Source organism: Paucibacter hankyongi (assembly GCF_037482915.1).
GTDB classification, from domain to species: domain Bacteria; phylum Pseudomonadota; class Gammaproteobacteria; order Burkholderiales; family Burkholderiaceae_C; genus Paucibacter_A; species Paucibacter_A hankyongi.
Window position 1 is genome coordinate 165299 of record NZ_JBBHJX010000002.1, and the last position, 16558, is coordinate 181856.

General features: G+C 64.3%; 13 protein-coding genes and 1 pseudogene. 5 read left to right on the top strand and 9 right to left on the bottom strand.

The genetic code is table 11. The features are described from left to right. Window positions 1-137 precede the first annotated feature (137 nt). The gene (locus WG899_RS04195) at window positions 138-926 is read left to right on the top strand and encodes a substrate-binding periplasmic protein (protein ID WP_339594369.1); all 789 of its coding nucleotides are present in this window, start codon (window positions 138-140) and stop codon (window positions 924-926) included. A gap of 35 nt (window positions 927-961) precedes the next feature. Here WG899_RS04195 and WG899_RS04200 read toward each other — a convergent pair whose 3' ends face one another. Further along, window positions 962-1651, bottom strand: coding sequence for a response regulator (locus tag WG899_RS04200; protein ID WP_339594370.1), 690 nt, complete (start codon window positions 1649-1651; stop codon window positions 962-964). 398 nt (window positions 1652-2049) lie between these two features. Here WG899_RS04200 and WG899_RS04205 point away from each other — a divergent pair, with 398 nt between their 5' ends. Together WG899_RS04205 and WG899_RS04210 are read left to right on the top strand one after the other, a co-directional pair. Beyond that, complete coding sequence (locus tag WG899_RS04205; protein ID WP_339594371.1) at window positions 2050-4665, top strand: TonB-dependent receptor; 2616 nt, start codon at window positions 2050-2052, stop codon at window positions 4663-4665. Between the two features lie 136 nt (window positions 4666-4801). Continuing rightward, a complete protein-coding gene (locus WG899_RS04210) occupies window positions 4802-5077 on the top strand; it encodes a hypothetical protein (RefSeq protein WP_339594372.1) in 276 nt (91 codons plus the stop codon). Window positions 5078-5132: 55 nt separating this feature from the next. Here WG899_RS04210 and WG899_RS04215 read toward each other — a convergent pair whose 3' ends face one another. Then, window positions 5133-6773 (bottom strand): peptide chain release factor 3, encoded by a 1641-nt coding sequence (locus tag WG899_RS04215; RefSeq protein WP_339594373.1) that lies wholly within the window; start codon window positions 6771-6773, stop codon window positions 5133-5135. Between the two features lie 191 nt (window positions 6774-6964). Here WG899_RS04215 and WG899_RS04220 point away from each other — a divergent pair, with 191 nt between their 5' ends. Next, on the top strand, window positions 6965-9019 hold the full coding sequence (locus WG899_RS04220; RefSeq protein WP_339594374.1) for a S9 family peptidase: 2055 nt from the start codon (window positions 6965-6967) through the stop codon (window positions 9017-9019). 15 nt (window positions 9020-9034) lie between these two features. Here WG899_RS04220 and WG899_RS04225 read toward each other — a convergent pair whose 3' ends face one another. Beyond that, window positions 9035-9637, bottom strand: coding sequence for an AraC family transcriptional regulator (locus tag WG899_RS04225; protein WP_339594714.1), 603 nt, complete (start codon window positions 9635-9637; stop codon window positions 9035-9037). 91 nt (window positions 9638-9728) lie between these two features. Between WG899_RS04225 and WG899_RS04230 the strand changes: the two genes are divergently transcribed. Further along, window positions 9729-10709 (top strand): GNAT family N-acetyltransferase, encoded by a 981-nt coding sequence (locus WG899_RS04230; protein WP_339594375.1) that lies wholly within the window; start codon window positions 9729-9731, stop codon window positions 10707-10709. Between the two features lie 9 nt (window positions 10710-10718). Here WG899_RS04230 and WG899_RS04235 read toward each other — a convergent pair whose 3' ends face one another. The 6 genes and pseudogenes from WG899_RS04235 to WG899_RS04260 all read right to left on the bottom strand — a co-directional run bounded on the left by WG899_RS04235 (window position 10719) and on the right by WG899_RS04260 (window position 16529). Further along, the gene (locus WG899_RS04235) at window positions 10719-11852 is read right to left on the bottom strand and encodes an ABC transporter permease (RefSeq protein ID WP_339594376.1); all 1134 of its coding nucleotides are present in this window, start codon (window positions 11850-11852) and stop codon (window positions 10719-10721) included. After that, window positions 11852-13024: an ABC transporter permease gene (locus tag WG899_RS04240; RefSeq protein ID WP_339594377.1), complete on the bottom strand. Its 1173-nt coding sequence runs from the start codon at window positions 13022-13024 to the stop codon at window positions 11852-11854. The genes WG899_RS04235 and WG899_RS04240 overlap by 1 nt, the downstream gene beginning before the upstream one ends. A 3-nt stretch (window positions 13025-13027) precedes the next feature. After that, a complete protein-coding gene (locus tag WG899_RS04245) occupies window positions 13028-14008 on the bottom strand; it encodes an HlyD family secretion protein (protein WP_339594378.1) in 981 nt (326 codons plus the stop codon). Between the two features lie 38 nt (window positions 14009-14046). Then, on the bottom strand, window positions 14047-15438 hold the full coding sequence (locus WG899_RS04250; protein WP_339594379.1) for a TolC family protein: 1392 nt from the start codon (window positions 15436-15438) through the stop codon (window positions 14047-14049). 92 nt (window positions 15439-15530) lie between these two features. After that, window positions 15531-15905, bottom strand: a pseudogene (locus tag WG899_RS04255) (Dps family protein); the annotation flags it as partial. Between the two features lie 129 nt (window positions 15906-16034). Next, window positions 16035-16529 (bottom strand): Dps family protein, encoded by a 495-nt coding sequence (locus WG899_RS04260; protein ID WP_339594380.1) that lies wholly within the window; start codon window positions 16527-16529, stop codon window positions 16035-16037. Between the last annotated feature and the right edge of the window lie 29 nt (window positions 16530-16558).

The window sequence follows — 16558 nt, forward strand, 5'->3', positions numbered from 1 at the left end:
TCGTCCGCTGCAAAGAAAGCTGTCTCATGACAGTTTCATCGGCCGGATGGAGCGGCGCTGGTGTTTGCTGTCCGATTGGGTCAAACTCCTCCTCATCTGGGGGACTACTCCCCCATTGCCAGAGGGGAGCGTGTGTGATGCGAAGCTCGTCGGGCCTGAAGGGCAGAGCTGTTGCTTGGGGGCTGAGCTTGCTTCTGGGCGTTAGTCTGGGGCAGGCACCCGCATCTGCGCTTGAGCTGACCGGCTATAGCGAGGATTTGCCACCCTTTGCCTATCTGGAAAACGGCGAGCACCGGGGTTTGGCTAACGAACTGATGGATCGGATCAGCCAGCGCACCGGTTTGGCCATCAAACGCCTCAATATGCCTTGGGCGCGCTCGCTGCGCGATGCCGCGAACGATCCCAATAGCGTGCTTTACATCACCGTGCGCACGCCCGAGCGCGAACCTCAATACTTGTGGATTGGGCCGGTGGATGCTTGTGATGTCGTCCTGATGAAGCTGCGCCGCCGCGCCGACCTCAAATTTGACCCGCAGCACAGCGGGCCTCCGATTCAGATCGGCGCCAGCCGGGGGGCGCCAGCGGTGCAGATGCTGCGCGACGCCGGTGTCGTCGATGCCGATATCTACCAGACCCCGCGTAGCGAAATTTCGGTGCGCATGCTGTACGCCGACCGCTTGGATATGCTGGCCGGCTTGCAATTGCCCAGCGCCTTCACGGCCCAGCGCAATGGCTTCGACCCGGCCGAGTTGCAGGTCATCCATGTGTTGAAGCCGGGCTTGGGCTGCTACTTCGCCTTCAATCCCAAGGTTGACCCGCAGTTGCTGGCTCAGTTCCGCAAGGGCTTCGAAGAGATTCGCAGCTCGGGCGAGTTGCAAATGCTGCGCGAGATGTATCTGCGCAATCCGGGCCTGGTGCATCGCTAACTTGGCGCCGCATGGGGTGCGGCATGGCGAAAGTTTCAGGCCACCTGCCGGCCAGACTCGTGGTGGCGGTCGATCACATAACCTACGTTTCGTACGGTGCGAACATAGCCATCGCCGAGCTTCTTGCGTAGATTGGAGATTTGCGCGTCCAGCACATTGCTGGCGCGACCGGTCACGCTGGAGCCCATATGCTCCTCCAGGACGCGACGCGGCTGCACCCGGTCGGCGCGCGTCACCAACGCGCTCAGCAGCAGGTATTCGCTGCGCGACAGGTCCAGCGGACGGCCATCAATGCTGGCGCGTTGTGCGCTCAGGTTCAAACGCAAGCCGCGCAATTCCAGCCTTTCGGTGTCGACCCCACAAGCTCGCCGAGCCAGCGCCCGCAAGCGCGCGCGCAACTCCGGGGTTTCAAAGGGCTTGAGCATGAAGTCGCAGCTGGCGGTGCTGTCGATCCCGATCAAGCGTTCGTCTTCCAGCGCTTCCAGCGTGCTCAGGCTCAACACGGGCATCTTGGGCCAGTCGCGCCGAATGCGCTGCAGCAGCGTGAAGCCGGCGTCATCGGCCAGGCTCAGGTCCAGCAGGACCAGATCGATGCAGCCGCTTTCCAGTTGCGAGAGCGCACCGCTGAGGACACGCACCCACGTCGTTCGATAACCGCACTCCGCCAAATCGGTGCGCAGGCGCTGAGCCAAGTCGAGATGATCTTCAAACAGCAAGACATTCATGCGCACATTCAATACCAGGCCGTCGCTTGAATCCGAAAGTCATGAGCTTTTGCGCCTATTGCCTTGGGCGCAAGCCAGGGCCGCCGGAGCCGCTGTGACGCGCTCGGCTAGCCGCTCAAGCGGAGGGTTTGGCGTGTTCTTGTTGGTCAGTGGCCACGTTTCAGGGACGAAGGGCCCGCGAATTTAGCTGCCGTTTAGATCGCGTGAAGGCGCTGTTTAGATTGGCGTGGAAGAGTGAATTCACTGCCGAAGACAGCGGCAACGCAGGCCAAGAGCCTGTTGCAGTGCCGCCACGCAGCGGCCGGCCGGGCGGAGGTGCCCGGTCTGCCCCAGCGGCCCAGAGCCACGACCGGTGGCTTTCGGGTCAACCTTGTATTTCAGTGAGTGAGGAGACTCTTGTGAAGAAAACCCATATCAGCTTGGCCGTGGCCTTGTTGGCCGCCTTTGGCGCCCAGGCCCAACAGCAGCAGTTGGAGCGCGTCGAAGTGACCGGCTCCGCCATCAAACGCCTGGATGCCGAGACCGCCAACCCGGTCACCGTCATCAAGATGACCGACATGAAGAGCGAGGGCGTGACCTCGGTCGAACAAATCCTGAGCCGCATTTCGGCCAGCCAGACCACCCAAAGCGGCAGCCAGGCCGTCGGTAGCGCCACCGGTGGCGCCACCTTCGCCAATCTGCGTGGCTTGGGTCAAGACAAGACGCTGGTGCTGTTGAACGGCCGCCGCATTGCCAACAATGCGCTGGACGCGACCGCACCCGACCTGAACATGATTCCCTTCGGCGCGATTGAGCGTATCGAAGTGCTGCGTGATGGCGCCTCGGCGCTGTATGGCACCGATGCGATCGGCGGCGTGATCAACTTCATCACCAAGAAGAGCTATACCGGTGGTGCCATCACCCTGGGCTATGACTCGCCCAAGGAAGCCGGCGCCAAGGCCAAGAACTTCAATATCGGCGGTGGCTTCGGTGACCTGGCCAAGGACCGCTTCAACGTCTTCGCCGTGCTGGACTACAGCCAGCAAGACAAATTGATGGCCGGCCAGCGCCCCTATGTGGACCGCGGCACGCCCAAGACTTCGCCGACCCCGTTCCCGGCCAACTACTACCAAGACGGCGACAGCGCCAACCCGGCCGCCCCGGGCTGCGCCTCACCGATGCTGGTGTCCGACGGCGCCACTGGTTGTAAGTACCTGTTCTCGCGCGTGGTGGAACTGGTGCCCGAGACCAAGAAGATCTCCGGCCTGGCCAAGGCCAGCGTGCAGCTGAGCAATGACCATCTGCTCAGCTTCGAGTACTTCCGCGCCGAGAACACCAACAAGACCGTCATCGCCGGCGTGCCTTATGGCGCCTTGACGATGGACCCGGGCACCAAGTACTACCCCGGCAATGGCATCACGCCTGCCGCCCCGGCCTCGGCCAAGATCGATGCCAAGCTGCCGATCACCGTCAAGATGCGTGACGAGATCAGCGGCGGCCGTGCCGACTCCAGCGTCAACACGCAGCAGCGTTTTGTGGCCGCCCTGGAAGGCAGCTTGGCGGGCTGGGACTACCAGACCGGCCTGGCTTACAACGAGAACAAGATTGAAAACAACTTGATCGGCGGCTACACCGACGGCGCGCAGATCAAGGCCGGCGTCAAGACCGGCGTGATCAACCCCTTTGGCGCACAAGATGCGGCCGGCGCCGCAGCGGTGCAGAAGGCGGCCGTGAATGGCCTGCTCTACACCGGCTTGGGCAAGGTCACCTCGCTGGACATGCGCGCCAGCCGTGAGTTGGGCAACTGGCTGGGTGCCGGCAATGCCGGTCTGGCGCTGGGCGCCGAGTACCGCAAGGAAGACTTCACCAACAAGGCCAATACCGAATTCGCCGAGAAGGTGGTGGCCAGCACTGGTTATGACCCGACGGTCAACAACCACGGTTCGCGCAATGTCAGCGCCGTCTACGCCGAAGTGTCGGTGCCGGTGCTGACGTCGCTGGAGCTGGGTGGTGCATTGCGCCACGACCGTTACAGCGATTCGGGCAGCACCACCAATCCGAAGTTCACCTTCCGCTTCCAGCCGAATAAGCAGGTGCTGGTGCGCGGCTCCTACTCGACCGGCTTCCGCGCCCCTTCGCTGTATGAGCTGAATGCGCCGCAGACCTACACCAACACCGGCAACAACCACGACGATCCGGTCCGTTGCCCGAATGGTGTGCCGATTCCTGGCGCGCCGAAGGCGGCCAACTGCGACCAGCAGTTCCAGTCGCTGGGTGGCGGCAATCCGAATCTGAAGCCCGAAACATCGGTCAACAAGACCTTGGGCTTTGTCTTCGAACCGATGGCCGACGCCAGCATCGGCTTTGACTTCTGGTGGGTCAGCTACAAGCACAAGATCGACGTGCTGCCTGAGAACGCCGTGTTTGCCGATCCGGCCAAGTACGCGGCGCTGTTCAAGCGCGCTTCCGATGGCACCTTGGCCACCGACGGCTCGCTCTGCCCCGGTGTGAAGTGCGGTTATGTTGAGCTGCTGACCCAGAACTTGGGCGGCGTGAACAGCAATGGTGTCGACCTGAGCGCCAACTACCGTCTGCGCACCAGCTCGCTGGGCACCTTCACCACCAGCTTGAACGGCACCTACGTCAGCAAGTACGAGTACCAGAACGAAGAGGGCGGCGCCTGGATTCAGCGCACCGGCGTCTACAGCGGCAACAACGGCCCCATCTTCCGTTGGACCCATGCCCTGAGCGTGTCGTGGAAGCAAGGTGACTTCGGCCTCGGCTTGGTGAACCGCTACAAGACCGGCTACACCGACGAAACGCCTTCGCACAAGGTGGACAGCTACTCCGTCTGGGACATCTACGGCAACTGGGCTCCGATCAAGGCTGTGGGCCTGACCGTGGGCGTGCGCAACCTGCTCAACCAGGACCCGCCGTTCTCCAACCAGACGCGTACCTTCCAGACCGGCTATGACCCGCGCTTCGCCGATGCAGTGGGCCGTACCTATTACGTGCGCGGCACTTACAGCTTCTGATCCAGCAGTGAGGAGGCGAATCAGCCGGGTGAGGGTCTGAACGACCTGCCCCGGGTTTGATTCAAACGACGGGCGGGCCGGCTGAGTTCAGTACGGCCCGCTCTTTTTTCTTGTCAACAGCAAAGGGAGATGGCAAATGCAAAGAATTCAAACAGATCGACTGCCGACACGGGTTTCGCACGCCGCCTGGGCCGCTGTGCTGGCCTTGAGCCTAGCGGCAGTGGGCTGCGCCGCGCCGAGCGAGCAAGCGGCCACCAAGCCGCTCTACGAGGCGCCGGAGACCGTCACGGGCAGCATGCTGAAGCGAAGCAACGCCAAGGCGCCGACCGATCCAGCGGAAATCGAGCAGGCGCGCCGTGACGCCATGCAGCAAAACGCGGTCGGCATCGACAAGGGCAACGCGCCGCGCTGAGCCCCATCAAGCAACAAGCCCGCGCTCGGCGGGCTTGTCTTTGTCTCACCGGGCGTCAGCCTTCCAGGCGCTGCTGGAACACCAGACCCGCGTGCTCACGCAGCGCATGGAACTTGATCTTGGGCCAGTTGGCTTCGATGGCGCGCAGCTCGGGCGCGTATTCGACCAGCACGGTTGGCGCGTCCACCGCGTCATAGGCCATGCGGTGGTCATTGGCATCGATGAAGCGCTTCAGCTCCTTCTCGCCGCCGTCCTCGGGCGCACAGGTCACCCAGCGTGCCACCTGGAAGCGGCTGCCGCTGATGCGGGCCTTGCAGCCGTATTCATGCTCCAGGCGATGCGCCACCACTTCAAACTGCAGCTGACCGACGGCGCCCAGCAAGAGCACGCTGCCGGCTATCGGGCGGAAGACCTGGATCGCGCCTTCTTCGCCCAGCTGTTGCAGGCCGGCCTTCAGTTGCTTGGTCTTGAGCGGGTCGGCCACTTCGACCGAGCGGAACATTTCCGGCGCGAAGAAGGGCAGACCGGTGAACTGCAGGGCCTCGCCTTCGGTGATGGTGTCGCCCAGCTGCAGCACGCCGTGGTTGGGGATACCGATGATGTCGCCGGCAAAGGCCTCGTCCAGCAATTCGCGGCGCTGGCTCAAAAAGCTCACCACCGTGTTAGGACGTAACTCTTTGCCCGAACGCACCACCTTCAAACGCATGCCGCGCTCGAAGTGGCCGCTGGCCACGCGCAAGAAGGCGATGCGGTCGCGGTGCGAGGGGTCCATATTGGCCTGAATCTTGAAGACCACGCCGGTGAACTTGGGCTCTTCGGGTTTGACCACGCGCTGCATCGCGGCGCGGTCAGAAGGGGCCGGGGCCAGCTGCACCAGGGCGTCCAGAATTTCTTGCACGCCGAAGTTGTTGACGGCCGAGCCGAAGAACATCGGCGTTTGCTTGCCGACCAGGAATTGGTCCAGGTCGAACTCGGCGGCGGCGTCTCGCACCAGCTCAATCTCGCCCTCGGCCTGCTCGTACTGCATGCCGAAGCGCTCGGCGTAGGCGGGGTTGTTCAAGCCTTCAAGCACTTCTTCATCGCCGGCGACGCGGTCCTCACCGGGCGAGAACACGCGCATGCGCTCTTCGCGCAGGTCCATCACGCCGTGGAAATGCTTGCCCATGCCGACCGGCCAAGTGAAGGGCACGACGGTCATGCCCAGCTCGGCCTCGATCTCGTCCATCAGGGCCAGCGGGTCTTTCACCTCGCGGTCCATCTTGTTGACGAAGGTCAGGATGGGCGTGTTGCGGGCGCGGCAGACCTGCAGCAGGCGGCGGGTTTGTGGCTCCACGCCGTTGGCCGCGTCAATCACCATCAGCGCCGCGTCCACCGCGGTCAGCACGCGGTAGGTGTCTTCCGAGAAGTCTTGGTGGCCCGGGGTGTCGAGCAGATTGATGACGCAGTCGCGGTATTCCATCTGCATGACCGAGGAGGCCACCGAGATGCCGCGTTGCTTTTCAATTTCCATCCAGTCAGACGTGGCATGGCGCGAAGCCTTGCGTGCCTTCACCGAGCCGGCGATCTGGATCGCGCCCGAAAACAGCAGCAGCTTTTCGGTCAGCGTGGTCTTGCCCGCGTCCGGGTGGGAAATGATGGCGAAGGTGCGGCGACGCTTGACTTCGGTTTGGATACGGCTGGGCAGGTCGGCGGACATGGCGCGTGGCGCGCCAGGCTCAAAAAGCCTTCGCGCGGTCAGTAGTGGTGAAAAGGGGAAGTGCGGGATTATCGCAGCAGCGCCTCCGGCGGCGGCTTGCTATTCTTCGCCCTTAAAAATGCCAGCACAGGGAGAACAGATTGCTGCAGACGACGAGGAAACAAGGCTGGCTTCGGCATGGCCGCAGGGTGGTGGCTGGGCTGACTGTGCCGCTGGCCTTGATGGCCGTGGCGCCAGTGCAGGCGCAGACGTCGCAGGCTTCAACGCTACCGGCCGCCGCCGCGGCGGCCAGCTCACCGGCCGCGATTCCGGCCGAGCGTTTTTTCCAGTACCCGTCCATCCTCGAGGCCAAGCTGTCGCCCTCGGGCAAGAAGCTGGCGCTGACCACCTCCAAGGGTGGCACCCGCATTGGGCTGGTGGTGCTGGACCTGGCCGATGGCTACAAGGCCATGCGCACCGGCGGCTTCACCGACGCCGACATCATTGAATTCGACTGGGTCGGCGACGACCGCTTGGTCTTCAGCGTGCTGGATCTGGCCGCCGGCGGCGGCGAGGACCGTCGGCTGGCACCGGGCTTGTTCTCCGCCAAGCCCGATGGCAGCGAGCTGCGTTTCCTGGTGCAGCGGCATGGCAAGTCTTTTGTCTCCAATGGCGGCTCTTTTGACCGCACGCTGGAGTGGAACCATCGCCTGATGAAGGTGCCCATGCCGCAGGCCGGCGTGCTGCCGGATGAGGTGGTGATCGGTCGCATGGAGTTCGGGTCCAAGAGCCTCGAGTCGATCACGCCGCTGTGGCTGAACGTTCGCACCGGCCGGACCCGTTCGATGGAGATCCGTGGCGCGCCGGCACATGCGGTGGATTGGTTGTTTGACAGCAAGGGTGAGCCGCGGGTGGCCATGACTCATCACGACGGCCTGGCCGGCGCGCACTGGCGGGGCCCGGGTGAAACGGCCTGGCGCCAGCTCAACAAGGGCGATGTGCTGAAGATGCCGTTCATGCCGAAATCGGTCGATGACGCCGGCAATCTCTTCGTCACCTTCAGCGACGGGCCGCAAGGCTATGGGGTGCTCAGCCGCTTCGACTTTGACAAGATGCAGCCGCAAAAGCCGGCCCTGGTCAGCGCGCCCGGCTTTGATTTCAACGGCGGTCTGCTGCTGGACCGCGCCGGCACGCGCGCCTTGGGTGTGCGCATTGATACCGACGGCGAGCAGACGGTTTGGTTTGACGAAGGCATGAAGCGCACCCAGGCCATGCTTGATGAGCGTCTGCCCGGCCGCATCAACCAGCTCAGCTGCCGCCGCTGTGGCGCCGAGGACATGGTGGTGCTGGTGCGTTCCTATGCCGATACCGACCCGGGCCACTTTTTTCTGTACGAAGCCGCCAGCAAGCGCTTGCAGCCGATCAGCTCGGTGATGGAGGGGATTGACCCGCGCCAGATGGCCCAGGTGGACCTGCAGCGCATCAAGGCCCGCGATGGCCGCGATCTGCCGGTCTGGCTGACCCAGCCGCGCGGCCTCAAGGCCGGCCAGCCCGTGCCGGCGGTGGTGTTGGTGCACGGTGGCCCCTGGGTGCGCATCGGGCATTGGAAGTGGCAGCCGATGGAGCAGTTCTTGGCCTCGCGCGGCTACCTGGTGATTTCACCCGAGTTCCGCGGCAGCACCGGCTATGGCGATGAACACTACAAGGCGGGCTGGAAGCAATGGGGCCAGTCCATGCAAGACGATGTGGCCGACGCCTTGCTGTGGGCGCAGAAAGAGGGCCTGGCCAGCAGCCAGGCCTGTATCGCCGGTGCCAGCTATGGCGGCTACAGCACGCTGATGGGCCTGATCAAGCACCCCGAGCTGTACCGCTGCGGCGTGGCCTGGGTGGCAGTGACCGATCCCTTCCTGCTTCTGAAGGGTTCCTGGTGGGTCGAAGATGACCTGAGCGACAGCGGCCGCAGCCACATGCTGCCGCAGATGGTGGGCGATGTGGAAAAGGACGCCGCCATGCTGACGGCCAACTCGCCGTTGGCCCAGGCCAAGCAGATCAAGGCACCCTTGCTGCTGGCCTTTGGCGAGAGCGATCTGCGCGTGCCGATTGCCCATGGTGAGCGCCTGCGCGCCGCCTTGCGCGATGCCGGCCGCCCGCCCGAGTGGGTCAGCTATGCGAATGAAGCGCATGGCTGGCGTATGCAAAGCACCCAGGTCGATTTTGCGAAGCGGGTGGAGAAATTTCTGGGTCAGCACCTGAAGGCGCAGCCCTGAGCTGAGCGCAAGCCTTCAGGCAATGAGGGGGCGCACTGTCGCCAGCAGACGTTCGGCGTAGCTGGTTTTCTCACCCACCGGGGCGACGTCATGCAGCGCCGCGGCGGTGGTGGCCTCACCGGCGCGCTTCAGCATCACCCAGGTGGCCAGGTATTGCGCGGCCAGGCAGCCGCCGGCGGTAGCAATCGGCCCCTGGGCATGGAAGGGCTCGTCGTCGAGCACCCGCACGCCGGCCTCTTGCACAAAAGGCTTGCTGCTCAAGTCAGTGCAAGCCGGCCGCTCGCCCAACAAACCCAGCCGGGCCAGCAACAAAACGCCCGAGCTTTGCGCGCCGATCAACTGCCGCACCGGGTCCAGCTGCAAGCGGTCGAGCAGGGCCGAGTTCTCGGCAATGGCGCGGGCATAAAGATTGGAGCCAAACAGCACCACCTCAGCCTCGTTGGCCCATTCCAAGGGGCGCTGCAGTTGAACGGTCACGCCATGCATTGACGTCAGCGCATGGCCGGGACCGCACAGCTCGGCCGACCAGCCGAGCGGGCGCAAGCAGTTCAGCAAGCCCAGGGCGATGAAGCTGTCCAGTTCGTTGAAGCCATCAAAGCTGACAATGGCGACACGGATGGGGCCAACAGTGTTCATGGCTGAATTGTGAACCGCTCCGGCCCAGAAAAGTTCGGTGTTCGTGTCCTGCTGAAGGAAAGAAGATTTGTCGATGAAGCTGCCCATTCGCCTGGAGTCACCGCGCCTGATCCTGCGCCCGTTCGAGCATGCCGACTGGCCGGCCCTGCACGCCCATTACGCCGACCCGGCCTGCACCCGCTTCACCTTTGGGCGCAGCCTGAGCGAAGGCGAAAGCTGGCGTGCCATGGCCAGCATGGCCGGCCACTGGGCCCTGCGTGGTTACGGGCCCTATGCGCTGCAAGACAAGGCCAGCGACGCGGTGATTGGCGCGGCCGGGCTGTGGTACCCGAATGATTGGCCCGAGCCCGAGATCAAATGGGCGCTGAGCCGCGCTTACTGGGGTCAGGGCTATGCCAGCGAAGCGGTGCGGGCGGTGCAAGCGATGGCCTTGGCGGCGGCGCCCGAGCAGCCCTTGATCAGCTTCATCAATGCGGACAACGCCGCCTCGATTCGGCTGGCGCAGGCGGTCGGCGCCCATCTGGAGGAGGCGCGTGAGTTTCGCGGCAGGCCTTGGCAGCTGTACCGCCATCCCGGTTACGGCCCGCGCTTGGAGATCGCGCCGCTGGACCCGTTTTCGGCCGGGGCGCAAGCGCTGTTGGCGGCGTCGGACGCCTTGATGCAGTCGCTCTATCCGGCCGTCAGCAATCATCTGGCCAGCGCCGAAGCGCTGAGCGCAGCGAATGTGTACTTCATCGGCATTCATGCCGATGGGCAGCTGGTCGCCTGTGGTGCGGTGACGCGCCTGCAGCAAGCGGATGGCCTGGCTTACGGCGAGATCAAGCGCATCTTTGTGCGGCCCGAGTCACGCGGTCAGGGCCTGTCAAAGCGCCTGATGCAAAGCCTGGAGTGGCATTTGCGAACGCGGGGGATTGCACTGGCTCGCCTGGAAACCGGTATTCACCAGCCCGAGGCGCTGGCGCTGTACGCCGGCCTGGGCTATCAGCGCCGCGGGCCGTTTGGCGACTATGTGGCGGACGCCACCGGCGTTTTCATGGAGAAGGTGCTGCCTTAGCACGCAGCTTTAGGCCGCAGCTTTAGCCCGCCTCCGCAGCGCCCAGGCCGCCAGCAAGCTAAACCCCAAGGCTTGCAAGAGCAGCAACTGGGTGTAGGGCTGCACCTCGGCCAGCGTGGCGCCCATCTGGTTCAGGCGCACAAAGGCCTGAATGCCAACCACGGCGGGGATGAAGTCCCCCAGCGCAAACAGCGCCGGCGGCAGCGCCTCGCGAGGCCAGGAAAAGCCACTCAAGAAAGCCATGGGCAGCGAGGTGCAGAGCAGCGCCTGCATGGCGCGCTCGCGGTCGGCCAGCAAGGCACCTATGGCCACGCCCAAGGCCGCAATCGCCCAGCAAAAAGGCAGCAGCAATAAAGCGGCGGCGCCCACATTGGCGGCATAGCCATAGTCGAAGAAGCGAAACACCGGGCCGAAGAACCAGGCGGCGGACAGCAGGCCCAAGGCGGCAAAGGCGACGGTGCGTGCGCTCCACACGCCCAGCAGCGACTCGCGAGCGCGCCGGGTCTCAAACCAGGTGCCAACCCACATCGCCGTGCCAATCAACAGCAGTTGTTGAATGATCAGCACCGCCACCGCAGGCACCACATAACTGCCATAGCCCTCGGTCTTGTTGTAGAGCGGCACCAGGCTCAGGTTCAAAGGGCTGCGGCTCAAGGCGGCCTGGTGTTTGGAGGCACCCTTGGCCTGCAGCTGGCGCAGCTCGGCCCCGGCCGAAACGGTGCCGACCACCTCGCCAAAGCCGCTCAGCACCACTTTGTTGATCAGGAAGTAAGCGCCATCGGCCAGCACCGGCACCACCACGCCCTGGCCGCGCAGCACATCACGCTTCAAGTCCTTGGGGAGCAGCACATAACCTTCAATCTCACGCCGCGCCATCGCACGCCGGGCTTCGGCTTCGCTGCTGGTGACAAAGCGCAGGTCCAGGCGCGGGCTGGCCTGGGCGAAGCGGCCGATCTGGCGGGCCAGGCTGCTGTGGTCCTGGTCGACGATGGCCACCGGCACGCGGCGCAGCTCTTGCGTCGTGTAAGGCCAGGGGTAGAAAAAGGCATAAAGAATCGGCGCGATGACGAACATCAGCAGCGTGCCCTTGTCCGTCAAGGCGGCGCGCCAGGTTTGCGCCAGGGTGCTGAACCAGAGTCGCATCAACGCTTCCCCCAGCATGTCGGCGTGACGGCGGCGCGCTTCAACAAGGCGGCGCTGATCAATAGCAGGGCGGTGCCAGCCAGGCTGAGCCAGCCCGCCAGCGGCAACAGTTCAGCGGCGGCGCGGCCTTGCTGCAGCAGGCCAACTTGAGCCTCCAAGACCCAGGTCAGCGGCAGTGATTCGGCCCACATGCGGGCGCCGGGCGGCATGGCCATCAGCGGAAAAGCCAGGCCCGAGTAGGCAAAGGCCGGCGCGGTGATGAAGCCCGCCGCCGACAGCGCCATGCGCAGCGAGCTGCTGGCCAAGGCGGCAAACGCTCCGAGCGCCAAGTACACCGCCAGCAGCAAGCCGTGCAAGCCCAGCAGCGCGGGCAGGCTGTGGTCGGGCACCAGGCCCAACTGCTGCATCAGCAGCCACAAGAGCGCGTTGACCGCATTCAGCAAGAGCCAGGCCGGCGCCAGTTTCAGCAACAAGGCTTGCAGGGGGCGACCGTCGCCACTGGCCAACCAAGCGGGTACCGTGGCGCCGCGCAGCTCGGTACCTGCGCTCCAGGCGCCGGCCACCATGGCCAACATATGCAACAAGGCCGGCAGCAAGACCGCGGCCAGGAACTGCTGGTAGTTCAGGGATGGGTTGTAAACCGCTTGCAAGCTGGCGCGCATCGGCTCAAAGCCGGTCTTGGCCGCTAGCGGGCTTTGGCCGCGCTTCTCGCGGGTGGCGATCTCGATGCCGGCCGAGAGCGTGCCCACCACCGTGCGCACATCTTTTTGCAGCAAGCCCGAGTGGGTGGCGAATTGGGCGTTATGCAGCAGGGCCAGTTGCGCGGGGTGGGCCGGGTGCCCGCGCTTGATATGGGCGGCCATGCCGGCCGGAATCACCAGCGCCGCATAGACATGGCCGGCGCGCAGATCGCGCTGCATCTCGGCCTCGTCGCTGTATTGAGCATTCAGGCGCAGGCCGGGCGCCGCGTCCAGCATGCGCAGCAACTGGCGCGACAAGCCGCTGTGGTCAGCATCCAGCACGCCCAGCGGCAGCCGCGTCGGCAGGCCGGTCGCAAAGGTCCAGACCAGCAGCAAGCCCATCAAGAGCGGCAGCCAGGACAGCATGGCCAGATCGAAAGGGCTGGCCCGCAGCCGGGCCCATTCCCGCTGCCAAGTCCCCGCAGCACGCATGCTTTACTTGACCAGCACGCTCATGCCCGGCCGCGCGCCCGCAATCGGCTTCAGCGGCTGCGCCTTCACCTCGAAGGTGCGCAAGTCATAGCCCTGGTTGCTGCGGGTGCTGCGCCAGGTGGCGAAGTCGGGCAGCACTTGTGAGGCGGTCACCTTGAAACGAACCTTAGCGCCGCTCTTGTCGGCCAGCGCGGGCAGGGTGGCGTCAAACTCTTGGCCGATGGCGAAGCGCTTGAGCTGGTCTTCGCGCACATTCAGCAGCACCCATTGATCGTTCAGGTCCACCACGGTGACGACCGGCACGCCGGCTGGCGACAACTCTCCCGCCTTGGCCAGCAACTTGGCGACCTCACCGGCCACCGGGCTCTTCAACTCGGTTTCAGCGCGGGCGGCTTCCACTTCTTGCACCGCGCCGGCCACTTGGCGAGCTTGGGCGGCGGCGGCGGCCTGGTCTTCGCTGCGGGCGCCGGCGCGGGCCATATCGGCCTGGGCCTTGGCGGCATCGGCCAGGCCTTGAGAAGCGCGCCAATTGGCCTCGGCCTCATCGCGTTTCTGCGCAGCCACCAAGCCTTCTTTGAAGAGCCCGTCGACGCGCTCAAAACTCTTGCGTGCCAAATCGGCGCCGACCTTGGCGCGCTCGTAATTGGCTTGCGCCATGCGGATCTCTTCGGGCCGGGCGCCGTTCCGCGCCTTCAAGGCCACGGCCGAGGCGGCGGCTTCGGCATTGCTGGCCTGCGCCAACTTGGCCGCGACCTCGGGGCTGTCGATGCGCAGGATCAATGCGCCTTTTTCAATGCGCTGGCCTTCTTGCACCAGCAGCTCGGCGATGCGGCCGGTCAGCTTGGGCGCGATATCGGTTTCGCGCGCTTCCATCATGCCTTGCAGCTGTTCGGGCGCGGGCGGCTGGTGATGCCACATGGCGTAGACGCCCGCGCCAAGCGCCGTCAGGGCCAGCGCGGGAACGAGCAGTTTTGGGAGTTTCATGACAGCAGCTTCTTCTTCGTTTTGTGCAGAGGCGCGATTCATTCCAAGCGCAAATCGGCGCGCGCCAGATAGTCGCCCAGGCTTTCGATCTGCCCGCAGGCCTGCAGCAGGCCGACCAAGGCCATCACATGCTCATAAGCGACCTGGGCGCGCTCGGTGCGCAGCTTGGCCAGGTTCAGCTCGGCGTCGATCAGGTCCAGCGCGGTGCTGGTGCCTTGCTTGAGCCCCACTTGGCGCAGGCGCAGCAGTTCCCGGCCCAACTCGTCTTGCGCTGCCAGGCTCAGGTACTGGCTGCGCGCTTGCTCGGCGCTGCGCCATTGGCGCTCCACCAAGAGAGCGATGTCATTGCGGGCCTGGGCGTCGGCGGCTTCGGCCTGGGTGATCAGGCTTTGGTGCGAGCGCTCCAGCGCGGCATGGTCCAGCGAGTCCCATAAATTGACTCTGACCCCAATACCGGCGAGCCAGTCGCCGTTGTGGGTGAGCGAGCGTTGACCGAAGGCGAACACCTGCGGTTTGTTGAGTGCCTTGGAGCCGGCCTTGAGTTGCTCGGCCTGGGCCTTTTTGGCGGCCACCTTGGCCAGGCCGGGGTGCAGGGTCAGGGCGCTGCCGATGAAGTCTTGCAGCGGCGGCAGCGGCTGCGAGCTGACCGCCAAGGGCGTGCTGGGTGCCGGGGTGCCGTCGAGCTTGAGGGTTCGGCCCAGGGCGACGGCAATCAGCTCGGCATCGCTGCGTGCTTTGCGGGCCTGGTACTGTGCGTCTTGCAGCGCGGCGCGGGCCTGCAGGCGCTCCAGTTGCGAAGCCACGCCGGCCTTCAGCATCTTGTCCACGGCGGCGTCATGCTCGGCCACGCCGGCGGCGGCAGCCTCGCGCAGAGCGGCGGCGCGGCGCGCCATCTGGGTCTGGAAGTAACGCTGCGCCAGCACGGCCAGTGCTTCTTCTTCGCTGTGCTGCAAATCGGCTTGCGCTTCGGCGCCTTGGGCTGCAGCCACGCCGCGCAAGGCATCGGTGGCGCCGCCCAAATAGATCGGCCACACCGCATTCACCAGGGCGGTGTGGCTGCTGTTGCGCCGCTCGATGGTGTAGTTAGAGGGCAGCGGTGGCAAGGGCGGCAGCATGCCGGCAATGGCTGGCGGCAGCAGATTGATGGCGTTGCCTATGCCTTGCTTGAGCGGGTCCAGATCCAGGTCCAGGCTGGCTTTGTAGCTGTAGGCCGCGCCGTAGACGCTGACGATGGGCCCGCCCGCCTGGGCGATGCCCTCGGCCTGGGCCTGGCGTTGCGCCACCTGGGCGCGTGCGCCGGCCAGTTGATCGGAACCCTGCTGCAGGCGATGGACGGCGTCGTGCCAACTCAGGCTGTTGGCCGGGTCTGCGCTAACGCTGCCCACCCACAGCAAGGGCAGGCTCAGCAATAGCTTGGGGAAGACGTTCATGCGCGACGCTGCATTCGAATGAAAACAAAAGGGCTCTAGGGTAGCCGATTTGAAAAACAGGTCCTTGAAGCCTTGCGCAAGGCCGTGATGGCTCAGTCTTCCAACAGACTCCGGAGCATCCACGCCGTCTGCTCGTGAACCGTCAGGCGTTGGGTCAGCAGGTCGGCGGTGGGTTCGTCCGAGGCCTGGTCGGCAATCGGGAACAGGGCGCGGGCGGTGCGGGCCACGCCTTCGTGGCCTTCAACCAAGATGCGCACCATCTCCAGCGCCTTGGGCGGCGTGGCGGGCGCGTCCTTCAAGGAGCTGAGTTTGGCGAACTGTGCATAGGAGCCCGGGGCCACATGGCCCAGCGAGCGGATGCGCTCGGCGATTGGGTCCACCGCATTCCACAGCTCGGTGTACTGCACCATGAACATCTGGTGCAAGGTGTTGAACATCGGCCCGGTCACGTTCCAGTGGAAGTTGTTCCGAGCTGTTGCACCCTAAAACCTACTGAATCGAAGTAACAAACTAACGGTCCCTAGTGGAGTGCGCCCACTAAGTTTGAGACGAAACCGGTATGCCTCCCGATTCTGCATACCGATCCGCCTCGCACCTTACTCTTCTAGCAAGCTTCGCAGCATCCAGGCAGTTTGCTCATGAACGGTGAGGCGCTGGGTGAGCAAATCGGCTGTAGGTTCGTCAGCGGCCCTTTCAACCAGTGGAAACAGCTCCCGGGCCGAACGGGCAACTGCCTCGTGCCCCTGAACCAGAATTTTGACCATCTGCATCGCCTTGGGAGGAGCTTCGGGCACATCGTCCAGAGTGGTCAACCTACTCATTTGGGAGTACGAGCCTTGCGCAAAGTGCCCGAGCGCTCGAACCCGCTCAGCAATTGGATCCACAGCGTTCCACAGTTCTGTGTACTGCAGCATGAACATCTGATGAAGCGTATTGAACATTGGACCAGTCACGTTCCAATGAAAATTGTGAGTCGTCAAATACAAGGTGTATGTGTTGGCTAATAGCTTGTTAAGACCAGCTGCAATCTGAGCTCGGTCTTTGTCGTTAATGCCAATGTTGATTTCAGATGCAGTCGACTTTTTTGCCATTTGGGGGCTCCTAGGACGTGGGTGATTTG